Source organism: Streptomyces millisiae (genome assembly GCF_031845425.1).
GTDB lineage: Bacteria > Actinomycetota > Actinomycetes > Streptomycetales > Streptomycetaceae > Streptomyces > Streptomyces millisiae.
Window position 1 is genome coordinate 19,806 of sequence record NZ_JAVREM010000038.1, and the last position, 15,842, is coordinate 35,647.

Consider the following 15,842-nt stretch of genomic DNA (forward strand, 5'->3'; position numbering starts at 1 on the left):
AGGGTCGCGCCATGCCGCTTCAGACCATCGGACACCGCGGGCTCATGGGCGCCGAGCCCGAGAACACGCTGCGCTCGTTCCGCCGAGCCGACCGGATGGCGCTGGACGCCATCGAGCTCGACCTGCACCTGAGCAAGGACGGGGAACTGGTGGTGATCCACGACGCCACGGTCGACCGCACCACCGACGGCACGGGTCAGGTCAGGGACCTCACGCTCGCCGAGCTCCGCGGCCTGGACGCCGGCCTGGGCGAGCGGGTGCCGCTGTTCACCGAGGTGCTGGACGCGGTCTCGGCGCCGATCCAGGCCGAGATCAAGGACCGGGCCGCGGCCAGGGCGCTGGCCGAGGTGATCGAGCGGCGCGGCCTCACCGAGCGGGTCACGGTGATCTCGTTCCACGACGAGGCGCTGCGCGAGACCCGGGCGCTGCTGCCGGAGGTGGGGCTCGGCCTGGTCACCGGGCGTTCGACGGCCACCGCCCCGGAGCGGGCCGCCGAGCTGGGCGCGGAGTTGGTCTCCTGCGAGTTCGCGCGGCTCTCGGCCGAGGTCGTGGCCCGCTGCCGGGCCACGGGGATCGGCGTCATCAGCTGGACGGTGAACACGCCGGACGAGCTCGCCCGGGCGCGCGAGCTGGCTCTCGACGGAGTGGTGACCGACGTGCCGGAGATCGTGACGGCGGTCAGGTCAGGGGCTTGACCAGGAGCTCGAAGGCCAGGTCGGCGCGGCGGGGGACGCCGAAGCGCTCGTCGCCGTAGGGGAACGGCGACAGCTCGCCGGTGCGGGCGTAGCCGCGCCGTTCGTACCAGGCGATGAGCTCGTCGCGGGCGGAGATCACCTGCATCCGCATCTCGGTCGCGGCCCACTCGGCGCGGGCCCGGCGCTCCGCCTCCGCCAGGACCCGGCGGCCCACTCCCCCACCCTGCAGGCCGGGGCGGACCGCGAACATGCCGAAGTAGGCGGCGACCAGCCCGCCGGGTCCGGTACGGCGCTCCAGCTGACAGCAGGCGACAAGATCGTCCGCGCGCTCCACCACGAGCAGCCGGCTGCCGGGGGTGGTGATCACCGCGCGCACCCCCGCCGGGTCGGTGCGCTGACCGTCGAGGAGGTCGGCCTCCGTGGTCCAGCCGGCGCGGCTCGCGTCGCCCCGGTAGGCGGACTCCACGAGCGCCACCACGGCCGGCACGTCGGCCTCGCCGGCCACCCGGAAGCTGAGGTCTGTCTTCGCCGTCACAGCCGCGCATCGTAGCGCGCGCCCGCGCGCTCCCTCTCGGCGGGCGTGCGCCGCCGTATGCGCGCCTGGGCCTGGGCAGCCTTCCCGGCGGGTGGCGCGGGAGGTGCCGATGCATGGTCCGGCGTTGGTGGGGTGGCTGATGGTCGCGCTGTGCGGCGCCACGGGCGGCTACTGCCTGCTGCTGGCACGCCGTGGCGTCGACGGGCCGCGGCGGGTGGTCGCGGCGGCCGAGGGCACCATGGGCCTCGGCATGGCGGCGATGGCACTGCCGGCCGCGCCGCCGTGGCCCGCCGCCCCGGTGCTGCCGCTGGTGTGCGCCGGCGCAGCGCTGTGCGGCGCCGCGCTCCTCGCGGTGCGGGGACCGGCGCACCGGGCCCACCACCTGATGGAGGCGGCGGCCATGCTCCACACCGTGGTGGCGATGGCCGCGGCGCCCGGCTCGCACGCCGGCCACGGGACGCCGTCGGGGCTGCCGGCGCTCACCGGGGCGCTGCTGGTCTACTTCGCGGGCTACGCGCTGCTGACCGCGCCCCGCCTGTTGCCGGCCGCCGGGGCGGCCCAGGTGGTGGTGGGCCGGCCGGCGGACGCCGGGCGGCCGCCCGAGGTGGCGGCGGCCTGCCGGCTGGCCCTCGCGGTGGCCATGCTGGCGATGCTGCTGGGCCTGTGAGCACCGGGCCGGCCCCTCGGGGGGCGTGCCGCGCGGTGGCGGCCTCGTCCTAGGCTGGTGGCATGGGCTCTGCTGCCGCTCGTCGGCTGGGGCGCGGGCCGCGAGGTGGGCAGGATCGTGCCATGAGCCTCAAGGGAGTGATGTTCGACTTCTCCGGCACGCTGATGCGCGTGGAGCCCGCGGTCTCCTGGCTGCGCGCGGCGTCGGAGCGGACCGGGACCGTGTTCACCGCGGAGCAGCTCGGCCGGTACGCGGCCGCGCTGGAGGACGCCGGGGCGTTGCCCGGCGGCGCGCCGCCGCGGTCGGTGCCGCCCGCGCTCGCCGACCTGTGGCGGGAGCGCGACCGGCACGCGGCCGGACACCGGGCGCTGTACACGGGTCTCGCCCGGCTGGTGCGGCTGCCGGAGCCCGCGCTCTACGACGCCCTGTACGACCGGCACATGGAGCCGGCCGCCTGGCGTCCCTATCCGGACAGCCTGGAGGTGCTGCGCGGACTCGCCGCCCGCGGCATCGGCGTCGCCGTGGTGAGCAACATCGGCTGGGACCTGCGCCCGGTGCTGCGCGCACACGGACTCGACGGCTACGTGGCCGCGTACGCGCTGTCGTTCGAGCACGGGGTGCAGAAGCCGGACCCGCGGCTGTTCCTGACCGCCTGCCGGGCGCTCGGGCTGCCGCCGGAGCGGGTGTTGATGGTCGGCGACAGCGCCCACGCCGACGCCGGTGCGGCGGCGATCGGCTGCGCGGTGCGGTTGGTGGAGCATCTGCCGGCCGACGAGCGGCCCTCGGCCCTGCGCCCGGTGCTCGACCTGGTCGGCTGAGCGACGGCCGGGAGAAGAGGCCGGCGCCGGTATCGGACGGTCCCCCGCGCCGTCCGATACCGGCACAGCCGCCGGGCAGGGCTCCGCCGCGGGCGGATGTCCTGGCGCCAGCCGAGTATACTGGCTGTTAGCCAGTCATCCGGAGTCCAGCATGTCCCCTCGCAGCGCGTCGGTCAATGCGGATATGCGGCGCCGCTCCCGACAGCGGCTGCTCGAGGCGACCGTGGAGCTGGTCTCCGAGCGCGGCTACGAGGCCACCACCCTGGGCGACATCGCCGACCGGGCGAGGTCGGCGCGTGGTCTGATCTCCTACTACTTCCCCGGCAAGCGGGAGCTGGTGCAGTCCGCCGTCCACCGCCTGATGCACCTCACCCTCAGCGAGGCGCTGGAGCGGCCGCCGGTCCCGACCGGCCCGCGCGCCGGCGGGGAGCTGCTGGCGCGGGCGATCGACGCGATCCTCGGACTGGCCCGCGACCGGCCGGTGTTGATGCGGGCGCACATGGCCGGGCTGCTGCAGCAGAACGGGTTCATCCAGTGCGCCGAGCAGCAGCGCCTCGCGGCGCTGCTGCGGCAGACCGTGGTCGGCTACGGCTCGGCGGACCCGGACACCGACTACCCGATGCTGCGGGCCCAGCTGATGGGCGCCGTGGTGGCGCAACTGCTGCCCGGCGCGCCGATGCCGCTGGCGCGGCTGCGCGGTGAGTTGTTCGAGCGGTACGGACTCGACTGGGAGTCGGGGGTCCCGCCGGACGGGGGGCCGCCCGGCGGGACGTCACGAACACGTCAGCTGACTCAGCGGTAGCTGGGCTGGGTCTGGACGTTGAGCTCCGACAGGCGGACGCGTTCGGCGCTGTCGGTGCGCCGGTCGTCGATCCGCAGGACGTCGAGGCCCGCCTGGTCGTTGGAGTAGATGTAGCCGTTGTAGTAGTAGGCGGACCAGGAGCCGCCGAAGGACAGCACGTCCTCGGTGAGCGGCCCGCGCTCGAAGTAGCCGATCTCGCGCGGGTTGCTGGAGTCGGTGAAGTCCCAGACGGAGACGCCGCCCTGGTACCACGCCTGCACCATGATGTCGCGGCCCCGGGCGGGGATCAGCGAGCCGTTGTGCGCCACGCAGTTCTCGGTGTCGGCCTGCTCGCGCGGCATCTTGTAGTAGCCCTGGAAGACGAGTTGACGGTTGTCGCCGCGGCCGGTGACGTGGTAGATGCCGTCGGCGCCGAACTCGTCGCCGGTCTCTGGGTTGCACATCGGACCGCCGCCGCCGCCGAGTTCGTCGGTGAACACGACCTTGGAGCCGTCCTGGCTGAAGGTGGCCGAGTGCCAGAACGCGAAGTGCTCGGCGTCCTGCACCTGGTCGATGACGTAGGGCCTGGCCGGATCCGAGATGTCCATCAGGATGCCGTCGCCCATGCAGGCGCCGGCGGCCAGGTCGAGCGCCGGGTAGGCGGTGATGTCGTGGCAGCCGGTGGTGGCGGAGCCGGAGTCGTCACCGGGGAAGCCGCCCTCGGGGAAGAGCGTCTCGAAGGAGGAGAGCTCGGCCCGCTCGGGCGCGCCGCGCGGCACGCGGACCACGGAGATGCCGTCGTGCGGCGGCTGGCAGTCGGGGAAGGATGCGCTCGGGGAGTAGGAGGAGACGTAGACGTAGAGGTTTCGGCCGTCGGGCACCAGGGTCTGGGTGTGCGAGCCGCAGGAGGTCTCGACGGCGGCCACGTACTCCGGGTTCCGCACGTCGCTGATGTCGAAGATCCGGATGCCCTCCCAGGACTCGGCGATGCTCGCCGACTGGGGAACGCTGTTGCAGGAGTCGTCGCTGCGCGAGGAGTCGACGGCGAGGATGAGCAGGTCGCCGCTGACCGCCACGTCGCCCTGGCCGCCGGGGCAGAGCACCTGGCTGACGATCCTCGGTGACTCGGGGCGGCGGATGTCGTAGACCACGAAGCCGTCGTAGTTGCCGGCGAAGGCGTACCGGCCCTGGAAGGCGATGTCGGAGTTGGTCCCTGGCAGCCCGGAGGCGTGCGGGACATGGGCGACCGGCGTGATGTTCTCGCTGTGCGCGATCTCGCCCACACCGGGTATCTCGCCGTCGGCTATCGCGGCCCTGACCTCGGCCCGCTCGCTCCCTGAGACCTCTTCTCCAGAGACGGAGCCGTCTCCGGGGTCGGGAGTCGCCGATGCCGGGGTCGCCACGAAGAGCGCGGCCAGCAGGCCGGAGACGGCGGCGAGTGTGCCAAGCCGTCTGCGTCGCACCCGGGTTGTGTGCAACGATGTCACGCGTCCTCCCTCGAATCCGCGGGTTCCGCGCCGTGCCGGGCGGAACATGATCCCTCAGTATCCGCCCACCCATGTACATATCAAGATGGGTAACCGAACTGTCATCCGCGTACAACAGGAGGAGCATTGACGGACCGTCGCCGACCCCTGCTCGCCGCCCTGGCCGCCGTGGCGGCCCTGACCCTGGCGGCCGGCTGCACCGACGAGGCGGAGCCGGCCGCCGACGCCGACTCGCAGCAGGTCATCGCGCCCGCCGGGCCAGGAGAGCCGGCCAGGACGATCTCGCCCGAGGAGGCCCGCGAGGCGGCTCAGGAGGGCACCGAGCCCAACGCCGCCGACTTCCGTTTCATGCGGATGATGATCGAGCACCACGAACAGGCCCTGACCATGGCCGAACTGGTCGACGACCGGTCGGACGAGGAGTCGGTGCGGCGGCTGGCCGACCGCATCACCGCGGGACAGAACGGCGAGATCGCCGCGATGGAGGCCTGGTTGACACGCAACGCGGGGGCGGCGGCGGACGAGGACCGCGAGGGGCACGGCGGCCATGACTCCGAGGACATGCCGGGGATGGCGACGCCCGAGCAGTTGGAGGCCTTGGAGGCCGCCGAGGGAGCCGAGTTCGACGCGCTCTTCCTGGACCTGATGATCGCCCACCACCAGGGCGCGGTGACGATGACCACGGAGGCGCTCACCACGGGCAACGACGGGCCGGCCCAGCAGTTGGCGAACGACATGCTGGCGGACCAGAGCGTCGAGATCGACCGGATGGAAGCCATGCGCTGACCCCGGGCGGGGCGCCGGTCGTCGGCCGGCCAGGGCCTAACGGGCGACGGCCGGCTGCCGCTCGTGGCGGGCGGCGGCCAGGACCGCGTCGAGCAGGCCGGGGAAGCGGGCGTCCAGGTCGGCTCGGCGCAGCGCGTTCATCTTGGCGGTGCCGCGGTAGACCTGGCGGATCACGCCGCTCTCCCGCAGCACCCGGAAGTGGTGGGTGCTGGTGGACTTGCTCACCGGCACGTCGAAGACGGAGCATGCGAGCTCCTCGTCCCCCGCGGCCAGCCGGCTCACCACGGCGAGCCGCACCGGGTCGGCGAGCGCGTGCAGCACCTCCTCGAGCCGGATCTGCTGGCGCGCCGGGTGCGGGAGATCGCGGCCGGCGGCGGCGCCTGAGGTGCTCGGGGTCATGCGGGCAATTGTACGAGAGGTGCCCCCCGGGACCGACCACTCCAATAGTACGATGCTCCTCGTACTATGGGGTGGCATCTCGCCGCCGCCGGGCCCGGAGGGGCCGGCCGATCACGGAGGACGTCGCATGAGCGCGCTGTTCGAGCCCTGGACACTGAGGTCCCTGACCATCCCCAACCGGGTCTGGATGTCGCCCATGTGCCAGTACTCGGCGGACACCTCGGGGCCCGACACCGGCGCCGTCAACGACTGGCACCTCACCCACTACGGCTCCCGGGCGGTGGGCGGCGCCGGGCTGATCCTGGTCGAGGCCACCGCGGTCAGCCCGGAGGGCAGGATCAGCCCGGCCGACCTCGGACTGTGGAACGACCGACAGGCCGAGGGGCTGCGCGGGATCGCCTCGTTCGTCGGCGGGCAGGGCTCAACCGCGGGCATCCAACTCGCCCACGCCGGGCGCAAGGCGTCGACCGACCGGCCCTGGCGGGGCGGCGGGGCATTGGGGCCCGAGGCGGGCGGCTGGCGGCCGGTCGGGCCGAGCCCGGTGCCGTTCGACGAGGGCAGCCCGGTGCCGGCGGAGCTGACCGTCGAGCAGATCGCCGAGGTCACGGCCCAGTTCGCGGCGGCCGCCCGCCGGGCGCTGGACGCGGGCTTCCAGGTGGCCGAGATCCACGGGGCGCACGGCTATCTGATCGGCGAGTTCCTCTCCCCGCACAGCAACCGGCGCACCGACGCCTACGGCGGCGACTTCGCCGGCCGCACCCGCTTCGCGCTCGAGGTCGTCGACGCGGTGCGGGCGGTCTGGCCCGAGCGGCTGCCGCTCTTCTTCCGGATCTCGGCCACCGACTGGCTGGCCGAGAACGGCTGGACCGCGGACGACACGGTGCGCTTCGCCGCCGACCTGCGCGCCCACGGGGTGGACGTGCTCGACGTGTCCACGGGCGGCAACGCGCCGAACGTGCGGATACCGACCGGCCCCGGGTACCAGGTGCCGTTCGCCGCCCGGGTGCGGGCGGAGACCGGGCTGCCGACGGCCGCCGTCGGGCTGATCACCGAGCCGGCGCAGGCAGCCGCCATCCTGGAGAACGGCGAGGCGGACGCGGTGTTCCTCGGCCGCCAACTGCTGCGCGAGCCGTACTGGCCGAGGCGGGCGGCGCGCGAGTTGGGCGCGGAGCTCGGCCACCGTCCCGCGCAGTACCACAGGGCCGCCTGAGCGCCCCGGGGACCGGCGCGCCCGACGGTCGCCGGACACGCGTTGTCAGTGCCCTGGTCCACACTGGCCTGGTCCGACGGTGAGGTCGGATCGGCCGGTCCCGGGCGGGACCGGCCGGCGGAGACGAGGTCCGTGGGGCTCCGGTTTCCCGGATCGGGGAGACCGGGGCCCGGCGGGGCCAGTAGGGTGACGGACCGTGGCAGCACGACCATTGAACGAGATCATCGAGCCCGGCTGGGCCGAGGCCCTGGCCCCGGTGGCCGACCGGATCGCCGCCATGGGCGACTTCCTGCGCGCCGAGATCGCCGCCGGGCGCACCTATCTGCCGGCGGGACCCAACGTCCTGAGAGCCTTTCAGCAGCCCTTCACCGAGGTGCGGGTCCTGATCGTCGGTCAGGACCCCTACCCGACGCCGGGACACGCCGTGGGGCTCAGCTTCTCGGTCGCCCCCGACGTCCGCCCGCTGCCCGGCTCGCTGGAGAACATCTTCCGGGAGCTCAACACGGACCTCGGGCTGCCCAGGCCGTCCACGGGCGACCTGACGCCCTGGACGGACCAGGGCGTGCTCCTGCTCAACAGGGCCCTGACGACCGCGCCCCGCCGGCCGGGGGCCCACCGCGGCAAGGGCTGGGAGGAGGTCACCGAGCAGGCCATCAAGGCGTTGGTCGCCAGGGGCAGGCCGCTGGTGGCCGTCCTGTGGGGCCGGGACGCCCGCGGGCTGCGGCCGATGCTCGGTCCGGTGCCGACGGTGGAGTCGGCCCACCCCTCCCCCATGTCGGCCGATCGCGGTTTCTTCGGCTCCCGCCCCTTCAGCCGCGTCAACACACTGCTCGAGGAGCAGGGCGCGGCGCCGGTGGACTGGAAGCTGCCGTGACCGAGGGCCCCGCGGCCGGCCCCCGGTTCGTGCTGGGGGTGGACTCCGGCGGCTCCGGGCTGCGGGTGGCGCTGGCCAGGGTTGCCTCCGGGTCGGCGGCCGAGCCCTGCGGGGTGGTGGCGTCCGACGAGCCGGTGCCGACGACCGGCGGCGGCATCGACGCCGGCCGGCTGGTCGCCCGACTGCTGCCCGCGGCCCGGCGGTTGCTCGCCGAGGCGGGCGGCTCCCGGGTGGTGGCCGGCTGTGTGGGCGCCGCCGGGATGCAGACCCTCGGCGGGCGGTTGCGCGCCGAGCTGCCCGAGGCGTTGGCCACCGGGCTCGGGGCGCGCCGGCTCGTGCTGGCGGCCGACGTGGTGACGGGTCATGTGGGGGCGCTCGGCGGGCGGCCGGGCGCCGTGGTGGCCGCCGGCACCGGCCTGATCGCCCTGGGCCTGGACGGCCACCACTGGCGGCGGGCGGACGGCTGGGGCCACCTGCTGGGCGACTGTGGCGGCGGCTCCTGGATCGGCCGGGAGGGGCTGACCGCGGCGCTGCGCGCCCACGACGGGCGGGCGGGCGGCTCGGCGGCGCTGCTCGCCAGGGTCGAGGCCGTCCTCGGGCCGGCCGCGGGGCTGCCCGGCCTGCTGTATCCGCGCTCCGACCGGCCCGCCTGGCTGGCCGCCTTCGCCCCCGAGGTCGCCCGGTGCGCGACCGCCGAGCCGCCGGATCCGGTCTCGGTGGCCATCCTGCGCGCGGCGGCGGGCGAGATCGCAGCCACGGCCGCCGCCGTCTGCCCGCCGGTGGCCGAGCCGGTGATCGCCCTCACCGGCGGCCTGTTGCGGCTCGGCGAGCCGCTGCTGCGGCCGCTGCGGGAGGAGTTGGCGGCTCGGCTGCCCGCGGCGACGCTCGTCCCGGCGGCGGGTGACCCGCTCCACGGCGCGCTCACGCTGGCGGCGCGCGCCGCGGCCGGCCCGCTCGGCCTGCCCGAGGAGCCGGGGCTGCTCAGCGTGCACGAGGTGCCGGCCCATGACGGCCGGGTGGCGGCGCGGTAACGCGGCGACGGGAGGGCTCACACCTACGCGCGGGACAAAACGGGATGGAAGGTGACCGTATCCCCCCTGGCGAACTGCCCAGCACGTCAAGGCATTAACATGCGGCGACATGAGCTCCCCCACTGGGCCGGGATCCGGCCTCCCCGTACGAATGCCGCGTCCACGTCAGCCGGGACGCCACCGCCGTCCGGAGCCGGCGTCCGCGCCCGACGGCGCGCCCACGCTGGTGCTCGCCGTGCCCGGCGCGCCCTCCGCCGCCAGCCTCTCGCTGGCCGAGGAGGTGGTGAGCATCGCGCGCTCGGAGCTGCCCGGGCTCGACGCGCGGATCGGCTTCGCCGAGAGCCAGGACGAGGAGTTCCCGTCCCTGCAGCAGGTGTTGGCGCGGATCGTGGCCGAGGCCGGTGGCGACGTGGACGACGCGGAGCGGCCGGCGCCGGTGGTCGTGCCGCTGCTGGCCAGCCCGGACAGCGCCCACCTGCGGGTCATACGGCAGGCGGTGCTGGGCAGCGGCTCGGGCGCGGGGCTCACCGACGTCCTCGGTCCGCACCCGCTGCTCGCCGAAGCCGTGCACGTGCGGCTCTCCGAGGCGGGTCTCGCCCGCGCCGACCGGGCCCGGCTGTTCACGGTCGCCACGGCGGCCGACGGCATCGTGCTGGCCACGGTGGGCGGTGAGGAGGCCGTGCAGGCGGCCGGCATCACCGGCATGCTGCTCTCCGCGCGGCTCGCCGTGCCGGTGCTCGCCGCGGCGCTCGACGAGGACGGCGCCGTCGCCGACACGGCGACCCGGCTCACCGAGGCCGGCTCACAGCAACTCGCCCTGGCTCCCTGCCTGATCGGGCCCGAGGTGCCCGACGGGCTGCTGGCCGCAGCGGCCGAGGAGGCCGGCTGCGCGGCCGCCGAGCCGCTGGGCGCCTACCCGGCGGTCGGCAAGCTGGTGCTGTCGACCTACATGGCGGAGGTCGGCATCACCCCGCAGCGCCCCGGCTCACCCGTCGGCTGAGCGGACGGGCCGGGAAGCGGCCCTCCCCCGGCGACATCCCAGGCCCGAGGTACCCCGCGGTCGAGCTCACCGTGCGCGGCACCTCGGGCCCTGTCGTGCCCGGCCACCGCCGACCGCCGCCGGCCACCGGCTCAGCCGAGGAAGCTGAGCCTGACCTGGCGTTCGGCGTTGTCGACGTTGGTGTCGACCAGGCAGACCGACTGCCAGGTCCCGAGGCTCAGCCGACCGCCGATCACCGGCAGGGTGGCGTGCGGGGCGACCAGGGCCGGCAGCACGTGGTCCCGACCGTGGCCGCGGGAGCCGTGCCGGTGGCGCCAGCGGTCGTCCGCCGGCAGCAGGTCGCGCAGCGCGGCCAGCAGGTCGTCGTCGCTGCCCGCGCCCGTCTCCAGGACGGCCACCCCGGCCGTCGCGTGCGGCACGAACACGTTCAACAGGCCGTCGGCGCCCCGCGCGGACTCGGCGAGGAACGCCTCGCAGTCACGGGTGAGGTCGACGACGGTCTCCCGGGAGCCGGTGGCGACGCGCAGCACCCGGGTATGGAAGGAATCGCTCATGGTCCAACGCTACGAGCCGGCGACCGCTCGGCGCCGCGCGACCATGCTCGACTCACGGACGATCAGCTCGGGTTCGAGGACGATGCGCTGGTGCCGGTGGAGCCCGGCGCTCTCCCCCGTCTCCTCGAGCAGCAGCTCGGCGGCCTGCCGCCCCATCCGCACGGCCGGCTGGCGCACCGAGGTCAACGGCACGGCCGCGGCCGCGGCGAACTCGATGTCGTCGTAGCCGACCAGCGCCACCTCGTCCGGCACCCGGACGCCGGCCGCGAACAGCGCCTGGAGCACACCGAGAGCCAGCAGGTCGTTGGCGCAGAACACCGCGGTGGGGCGGTCCGCCATCCCCAGCAGCCGGCCGCCCGCGTCCCGCCCGGCCGGCACGTCGAGCCGCTCGGCCTCCACGTGGCGCAGCGCCGAGTCCGGCAGGCCCGCCTCGGTCAGCGCGGCCACCGCGCCCTCCATCCGGTCCTGGCACTGCTGGAGCGTCATCGGGCCGCTGACATAGGCCACCGAGGTGTGTCCCTGGGCGAGCAGATGGCGCACCGCCAGCGTGCCGCCCAGCACGTCGTCCACCGAGACCGAGCAGCCCTCGGCGCTCGGCAGCACCCGGTCGACCAGCACGAAGGGGATGCCGTGGCGACGGAAGTCCGCCAGGTTGCGCCCGGACATGTCGGCCGGGGTGAGCAGCACGCCGCGCACCCGCTGCTCGGCGAAGAGCGACAGGTAGTCGGACTCCTCCGAGGTGCTCTGGGCGCTGTTGCAGAGCATCACGCCGAGGGTGGCCGCGCGCGCCACCCGCTCCGCGCCCGAGGCGACGTCCACGAAGAAGGGGTTGGCCATGTCCAGCACCAGCAGGGCGATGATCCGGCTCTGGCCGGCCCGCAGTTGACGCGCGGACTCGCTGCGCACGTAACCGAGCTCGACGATGGCGGTCTGGACGCGCTCGCGGGTCTCGTCAGCCACCATGTGGGGGCGGTTGATCACGTTGGAGACCGTCCCCACCGACACCCCGGCCTGCCGGGCGACTTCCTTGATCCCCACCGTGTGCGCCATGTGCCGTGCCCCGTTCGTCTCGTTACGCGTCAGTCACGCCCAGCCATCGTATGCATCGTGCGGCACCGGCGAGGTCACACCCGTCGGGCCGGGTTCAGGCCAGGTGGAAGACCTCGGTCAGCGGCTTCATCGCCTCGTCGGGCCGAGCTCCGTCCAGGGACTCGAAGAACTCCCCCATCTCGGCCTGCCAGCGGGCGTTGACCTCGGTGGCGGCCATCGCCTCCTGGGCGGCGGCGAAGTCCTCGGTCTCCAGATACCCCACCAGCAGCCCGTCCTCGCGCAGGAACAGCGAGTAGTTGTGCCAGCCTGTGGCGGAGAGCGCCTCCAGCATCTCGGGCCAGACGGCCGCGTGCCGTTCCCGGTACTCCTCGATCCGGTCGGCCCTGACCTTGAGCAGAAAACAGACCCGTTGCGCCATGGTTGCCCGCCTCCCCGGAGCACGCCCCGCCCGCCTCGGGGCGTTGGGCACGACCGCGACCGACAGGGCTGAAAGGATTCATTCGACTGCCGGGAAGCTAGCCACGGCCGCCGCCGAGCGTCAAGATCCCCAGTTCAACGCCGGGACCCGGCGGGTCACGCGCCACGCACCGATCATGATCCGCTCCCTTGACAGCGATCGCCGCCCGCTCTTAGCGTCGGGGTTCAGTGAAACGATTCATATCGGTGTCCGCACCCCGGGAGCCCTGATCGCATGACCGCCCCATCCGCCGTCAAGGCGGCACTGACCTCGCAGTCAATCGAGACCCCGTCGTGGGCCTACGGAAACTCCGGCACCCGCTTCAAGGTGTTCACGCAGGAGGGAGTGCCGCGCACCCCGCGCGAGAAGCTCGACGACGCGGCCCAGGTGCACCGGTACACGGGAGTCGCGCCGACCGTCGCGCTGCACATCCCCTGGGACCGGGTCGACGACTACGCCGCCCTCGCCGCCTACGCGAAGGAACGGGGGTTGCGGCTCGGCGCCATCAACTCCAACGTCTTCCAGGACGACGACTACCGGCTCGGCAGCGTCTGCCACCCGGACGCCACCGTGCGCCGCAAGGCACTCGACCACCTCCTCGAGTGCGTCGACATCATGGACGCCACCGGCTCCCGCGACCTGAAGCTGTGGTTCGCCGACGGCACCAACTACCCGGGACAGGACGACATCAGGGCCCGCCAGGACCGGCTGGCCGAGGCGCTGGCCGCGGTCTACGAGCGCCTCGGCGAGCACCAGCGGATGCTGCTGGAGTACAAGTTCTTCGAGCCCGCCTTCTACACCACCGACGTCCCCGACTGGGGCACGTCCTACGCGCACTGCCTGCGGCTCGGCCCCAAGGCGCAGGTCGTGGTGGACACCGGGCACCACGCGCCGGGCACCAACATCGAGTTCATCGTCGCGGTGCTGCTGCGCGAGGGGAAGCTGGGCGGCTTCGACTTCAACTCCCGCTTCTACGCCGACGACGACCTGATGGTCGGGGCGGCCGACCCGTTCCAGCTCTTCCGCATCATGTACGAGGTGGTGCGCGGCGGCGGGTTCACGCCCGACGTGGCGTTCATGCTCGACCAGTGCCACAACATCGAGCCCAAGATCCCGGCGATCATCCGCTCGGTGATGAACGTCCAGGAGGCGACGGCCAAGGCGCTGCTCGTGGATCGGGACGCGCTGGCCGCCGCGCAGGCGGCCGGTGACGTGCTGGGCGCCAACGCGGTGCTGATGGACGCCTTCAACACCGACGTGCGGCCGCTGCTGGCCGAGGTGCGCCAGGAGCAGGGCCTCGACCCCGACCCCATCGCCGCCTACCGGAGGTCGGGCTGGGGCGAGCGGATCAGGGCCGAGCGCGTGGGCGGCGAGCAGGCCGGTTGGGGGGCGTGACGACGATGACGAACGCGACGGAGCAGGACGTGGCAGGACACCCCGAGGTCGAGGCGCTGCTCGCCCGCTCGCACCGGCTCGGCGCCGACCCGCGGAACACCAACTACGCCGGCGGCAACACCTCGGCCAAGGGCACCGCGGTCGACCCGGTGACCGGCGGCGACGTGGAGCTGGTGTGGGTCAAGGGGTCGGGCGGCGACCTCGGCACGCTGAAGCCCGAGGGGCTCGCGGCGCTCCGCCTGGACCGGCTGCGCGCGCTGCGCGACGTCTACCCGGGGGTGGAGCGCGAGGACGAGATGGTCGCGGCGTTCGACTACTGCCTGCACGGCAGGGGTGGGGCGGCGCCGTCCATCGACACCGCCATGCACGGTCTGGTGGAGGCGGCCCACGTCGACCACCTGCACCCGGACTCGGGCATCGCGCTGGCGTGCGCCGCGGACGGCGAGGAGCTGACCAAGGAGTGCTTCGGCGAGCGGGTGGTCTGGGTGCCGTGGCGGCGCCCCGGCTTCCAGCTCGGACTCGACATCGCGGCGGTGCGGGAGGCCAACCCGGACGCCATCGGGTGCGTGCTCGGCGGCCACGGCATCACGGCCTGGGGCGCGACCAGCGAGGAGTGCGAGCGCAACTCGCTGCACATCATCAGGACCGCCGAGGCGTTCCTCGCGGAGCGCGGCAGGCCCGAACCGTTCGGTCCCGTCCTGGCGGGCTTCGAGCCGCTGCCCGCGGCACAGCGCCGGGCGCGGGCGGCCGAACTGGCGCCGACGATCCGGTCGTTGGCCTCGGCCGACCGGCCGCAGGTGGGGCACTTCACGGACTCGGACGTGGTGCTCGACTTCCTGTCCAGGACGGAGCACCCGAGGCTGGCCGGGCTGGGCACCTCCTGTCCCGACCACTTCCTGCGGACCAAGGTGCGGCCGCTGGTGCTCGACCTGCCGGCGGACGCGCCGCTCGAGCGGGCCGTGGCGCGGCTGAGGGAGCTGCACGCCGAGTACCGCGAGGAGTACCGGGCCTACTACGAGCGGCACGCGACGCCGGACTCGCCGGCCATGCGCGGCGCCGACCCGGCCATCGTGCTGGTGCCGGGCGTCGGCATGTTCTCCTTCGGCAAGGACAAGCAGACGGCGCGGGTCGCGGGCGAGTTCTACGTGAACGCCATCAACGTGATGCGCGGCGCCGAGGCCGTCTCGTCCTACGCGCCCATCGAGGAGTCGGAGAAGTTCCGCATCGAGTACTGGGAGTTGGAGGAGGCCAAGCTGCGGCGGATGCCGCCGCCCAAGCCGCTGGCGACCAGGATCGCGCTGGTGACCGGCGCCGGCTCGGGGATCGGTCGGGCGATCGCGCACCGACTGGTGGCCGAGGGCGCCTGCGTCGTGGTGGCCGACCGGGACGCGGCCGCGGCCGGGGCGGTGGCCGACGAACTGGGCGGCGCCGACCGGGCCGTGGCGGTGGAGGTGGACGTCACCTCGGAGGAACAGATCGCGGCGGCCTTCCAGGCGGCGGTGCTGGCCTTCGGCGGCGTCGACCTGGTGGTCAACAACGCGGGCATCTCGATCTCCAAGCCGCTGCTGGAGACGACCACCGCGGACTGGGACCGGCAGCACGGCATCATGGCGCGCGGCTCGTTCCTGGTCTCGCGGGAGGCGGCCCGGGTGATGATCGAGCAGGGCCTCGGGGGCGACATCGTCTACATCTCCTCCAAGAACGGCGTGTTCGCCGGGCCCAACAACATCGCCTACGGCGCGACCAAGGCCGACCAGGCGCACCAGGTGCGGCTGCTGGCCGCGGAGCTCGGCGAGCACGGGATCCGGGTCAACGGCATCAACCCCGACGGGGTGGTGCGTGGTTCCGGCATCTTCGCCGGCGGCTGGGGCGCGAAGCGGGCCGCGGTCTACGGGGTGCCGGAGGAGAAGCTGGGCGAGTACTACGCGCAGCGCACCCTGTTGAAGCGCGAGGTGCTGCCCGAGCACGTGGCCAACGCGGTGTTCGCGTTGACCGGCGGCGATCTGACGCACACCACGGGGCTGCACATCCCCGTGGACGCGGGGGTGGCCGCCGCGTTCCTGCGCTGAGCGGCGGCCGCCGGCCGCCCGCGCCCGTCCTCCG

General features: G+C 74.0%; 17 protein-coding genes. 11 read left to right on the forward strand and 6 right to left on the reverse strand.

Annotated features, from left to right (window positions below):
* Positions 1–11: 11 nt before the first annotated feature.
* Entirely contained in the window at positions 12–695 is a 684-nt protein-coding gene (locus tag RNC47_RS23640; RefSeq protein ID WP_311601534.1) for a glycerophosphodiester phosphodiesterase, read from the forward strand.
* Here the strand turns inward: RNC47_RS23640 and RNC47_RS23645 are convergent.
* Positions 679–1,230 carry a GNAT family N-acetyltransferase gene (locus RNC47_RS23645; protein ID WP_311601535.1) on the reverse strand — a complete coding sequence of 184 codons (552 nt, stop codon included), beginning with the start codon at positions 1,228–1,230 and terminating at the stop codon, positions 679–681. The two genes, RNC47_RS23640 and RNC47_RS23645, sit on opposite strands and share 17 nt — an antisense overlap.
* A 109-nt stretch (positions 1,231–1,339) precedes the next feature.
* On the opposite strand from RNC47_RS23645, the gene RNC47_RS23650 reads away from it, so the two are divergent.
* From RNC47_RS23650 to RNC47_RS23660, 3 genes are all read left to right on the forward strand, one after another.
* Positions 1,340–1,897 carry a DUF5134 domain-containing protein gene (locus RNC47_RS23650; RefSeq protein WP_311601537.1) on the forward strand — a complete coding sequence of 186 codons (558 nt, stop codon included), beginning with the start codon at positions 1,340–1,342 and terminating at the stop codon, positions 1,895–1,897.
* A gap of 122 nt (positions 1,898–2,019) precedes the next feature.
* The gene (locus RNC47_RS23655; RefSeq protein ID WP_311601538.1) at positions 2,020–2,715 is read left to right on the forward strand and encodes an HAD family hydrolase; all 696 of its coding nucleotides are present in this window, start codon (positions 2,020–2,022) and stop codon (positions 2,713–2,715) included.
* Positions 2,716–2,866: 151 nt separating this feature from the next.
* Positions 2,867–3,517: a TetR/AcrR family transcriptional regulator gene (locus RNC47_RS23660; RefSeq protein WP_311601539.1), complete on the forward strand. Its 651-nt coding sequence runs from the start codon at positions 2,867–2,869 to the stop codon at positions 3,515–3,517.
* Here the strand turns inward: RNC47_RS23660 and RNC47_RS23665 are convergent.
* Positions 3,508–4,983, reverse strand: a complete 1,476-nt coding sequence (locus RNC47_RS23665; protein WP_311601540.1) for an LVIVD repeat-containing protein — start codon at positions 4,981–4,983, stop codon at positions 3,508–3,510. The two genes, RNC47_RS23660 and RNC47_RS23665, sit on opposite strands and share 10 nt — an antisense overlap.
* A 126-nt stretch (positions 4,984–5,109) precedes the next feature.
* Here RNC47_RS23665 and RNC47_RS23670 point away from each other — a divergent pair, with 126 nt between their 5' ends.
* Positions 5,110–5,769 carry a DUF305 domain-containing protein gene (locus RNC47_RS23670; protein WP_311601541.1) on the forward strand — a complete coding sequence of 220 codons (660 nt, stop codon included), beginning with the start codon at positions 5,110–5,112 and terminating at the stop codon, positions 5,767–5,769.
* 36 nt (positions 5,770–5,805) lie between these two features.
* On the opposite strand, the gene RNC47_RS23675 is transcribed toward RNC47_RS23670, so the two are convergent.
* Complete coding sequence (locus RNC47_RS23675; RefSeq protein WP_311601542.1) at positions 5,806–6,168, reverse strand: ArsR/SmtB family transcription factor; 363 nt, start codon at positions 6,166–6,168, stop codon at positions 5,806–5,808.
* Positions 6,169–6,295: 127 nt separating this feature from the next.
* Between RNC47_RS23675 and RNC47_RS23680 the strand changes: the two genes are divergently transcribed.
* From RNC47_RS23680 to RNC47_RS23695, 4 genes are all read left to right on the forward strand, one after another.
* Positions 6,296–7,378, forward strand: coding sequence for an NADH:flavin oxidoreductase/NADH oxidase (locus RNC47_RS23680; RefSeq protein ID WP_311601544.1), 1,083 nt, complete (start codon positions 6,296–6,298; stop codon positions 7,376–7,378).
* 196 nt (positions 7,379–7,574) lie between these two features.
* Positions 7,575–8,252 carry a uracil-DNA glycosylase gene (locus RNC47_RS23685; RefSeq protein ID WP_311601545.1) on the forward strand — a complete coding sequence of 226 codons (678 nt, stop codon included), beginning with the start codon at positions 7,575–7,577 and terminating at the stop codon, positions 8,250–8,252.
* On the forward strand, positions 8,249–9,283 hold the full coding sequence (locus tag RNC47_RS23690) for an N-acetylglucosamine kinase (RefSeq protein ID WP_311601546.1): 1,035 nt from the start codon (positions 8,249–8,251) through the stop codon (positions 9,281–9,283). Before RNC47_RS23685 ends, RNC47_RS23690 begins: the two co-directional genes overlap by 4 nt.
* A gap of 109 nt (positions 9,284–9,392) precedes the next feature.
* Positions 9,393–10,283: a sirohydrochlorin chelatase gene (locus tag RNC47_RS23695; protein ID WP_311601547.1), complete on the forward strand. Its 891-nt coding sequence runs from the start codon at positions 9,393–9,395 to the stop codon at positions 10,281–10,283.
* A 131-nt stretch (positions 10,284–10,414) separates the two neighbouring features.
* On the opposite strand, the gene RNC47_RS23700 is transcribed toward RNC47_RS23695, so the two are convergent.
* The 3 genes from RNC47_RS23700 to RNC47_RS23710 all read right to left on the reverse strand — a co-directional run bounded on the left by RNC47_RS23700 (position 10,415) and on the right by RNC47_RS23710 (position 12,305).
* The gene (locus tag RNC47_RS23700) at positions 10,415–10,837 is read right to left on the reverse strand and encodes a secondary thiamine-phosphate synthase enzyme YjbQ (protein WP_311601548.1); all 423 of its coding nucleotides are present in this window, start codon (positions 10,835–10,837) and stop codon (positions 10,415–10,417) included.
* Positions 10,838–10,846: 9 nt separating this feature from the next.
* Complete coding sequence (locus RNC47_RS23705; RefSeq protein ID WP_311601549.1) at positions 10,847–11,887, reverse strand: LacI family DNA-binding transcriptional regulator; 1,041 nt, start codon at positions 11,885–11,887, stop codon at positions 10,847–10,849.
* A 94-nt stretch (positions 11,888–11,981) separates the two neighbouring features.
* Positions 11,982–12,305 carry an L-rhamnose mutarotase gene (locus tag RNC47_RS23710; RefSeq protein WP_311601550.1) on the reverse strand — a complete coding sequence of 108 codons (324 nt, stop codon included), beginning with the start codon at positions 12,303–12,305 and terminating at the stop codon, positions 11,982–11,984.
* 273 nt (positions 12,306–12,578) lie between these two features.
* On the opposite strand from RNC47_RS23710, the gene rhaI reads away from it, so the two are divergent.
* Both rhaI and RNC47_RS23720 read left to right on the forward strand, forming a co-directional pair.
* Positions 12,579–13,739, forward strand: coding sequence for an L-rhamnose isomerase (gene rhaI / locus RNC47_RS23715; RefSeq protein ID WP_311601551.1), 1,161 nt, complete (start codon positions 12,579–12,581; stop codon positions 13,737–13,739).
* 5 nt (positions 13,740–13,744) lie between these two features.
* Positions 13,745–15,808, forward strand: a complete 2,064-nt coding sequence (locus RNC47_RS23720) for a bifunctional aldolase/short-chain dehydrogenase (RefSeq protein ID WP_394814855.1) — start codon at positions 13,745–13,747, stop codon at positions 15,806–15,808.
* Positions 15,809–15,842 lie beyond the last annotated feature (34 nt).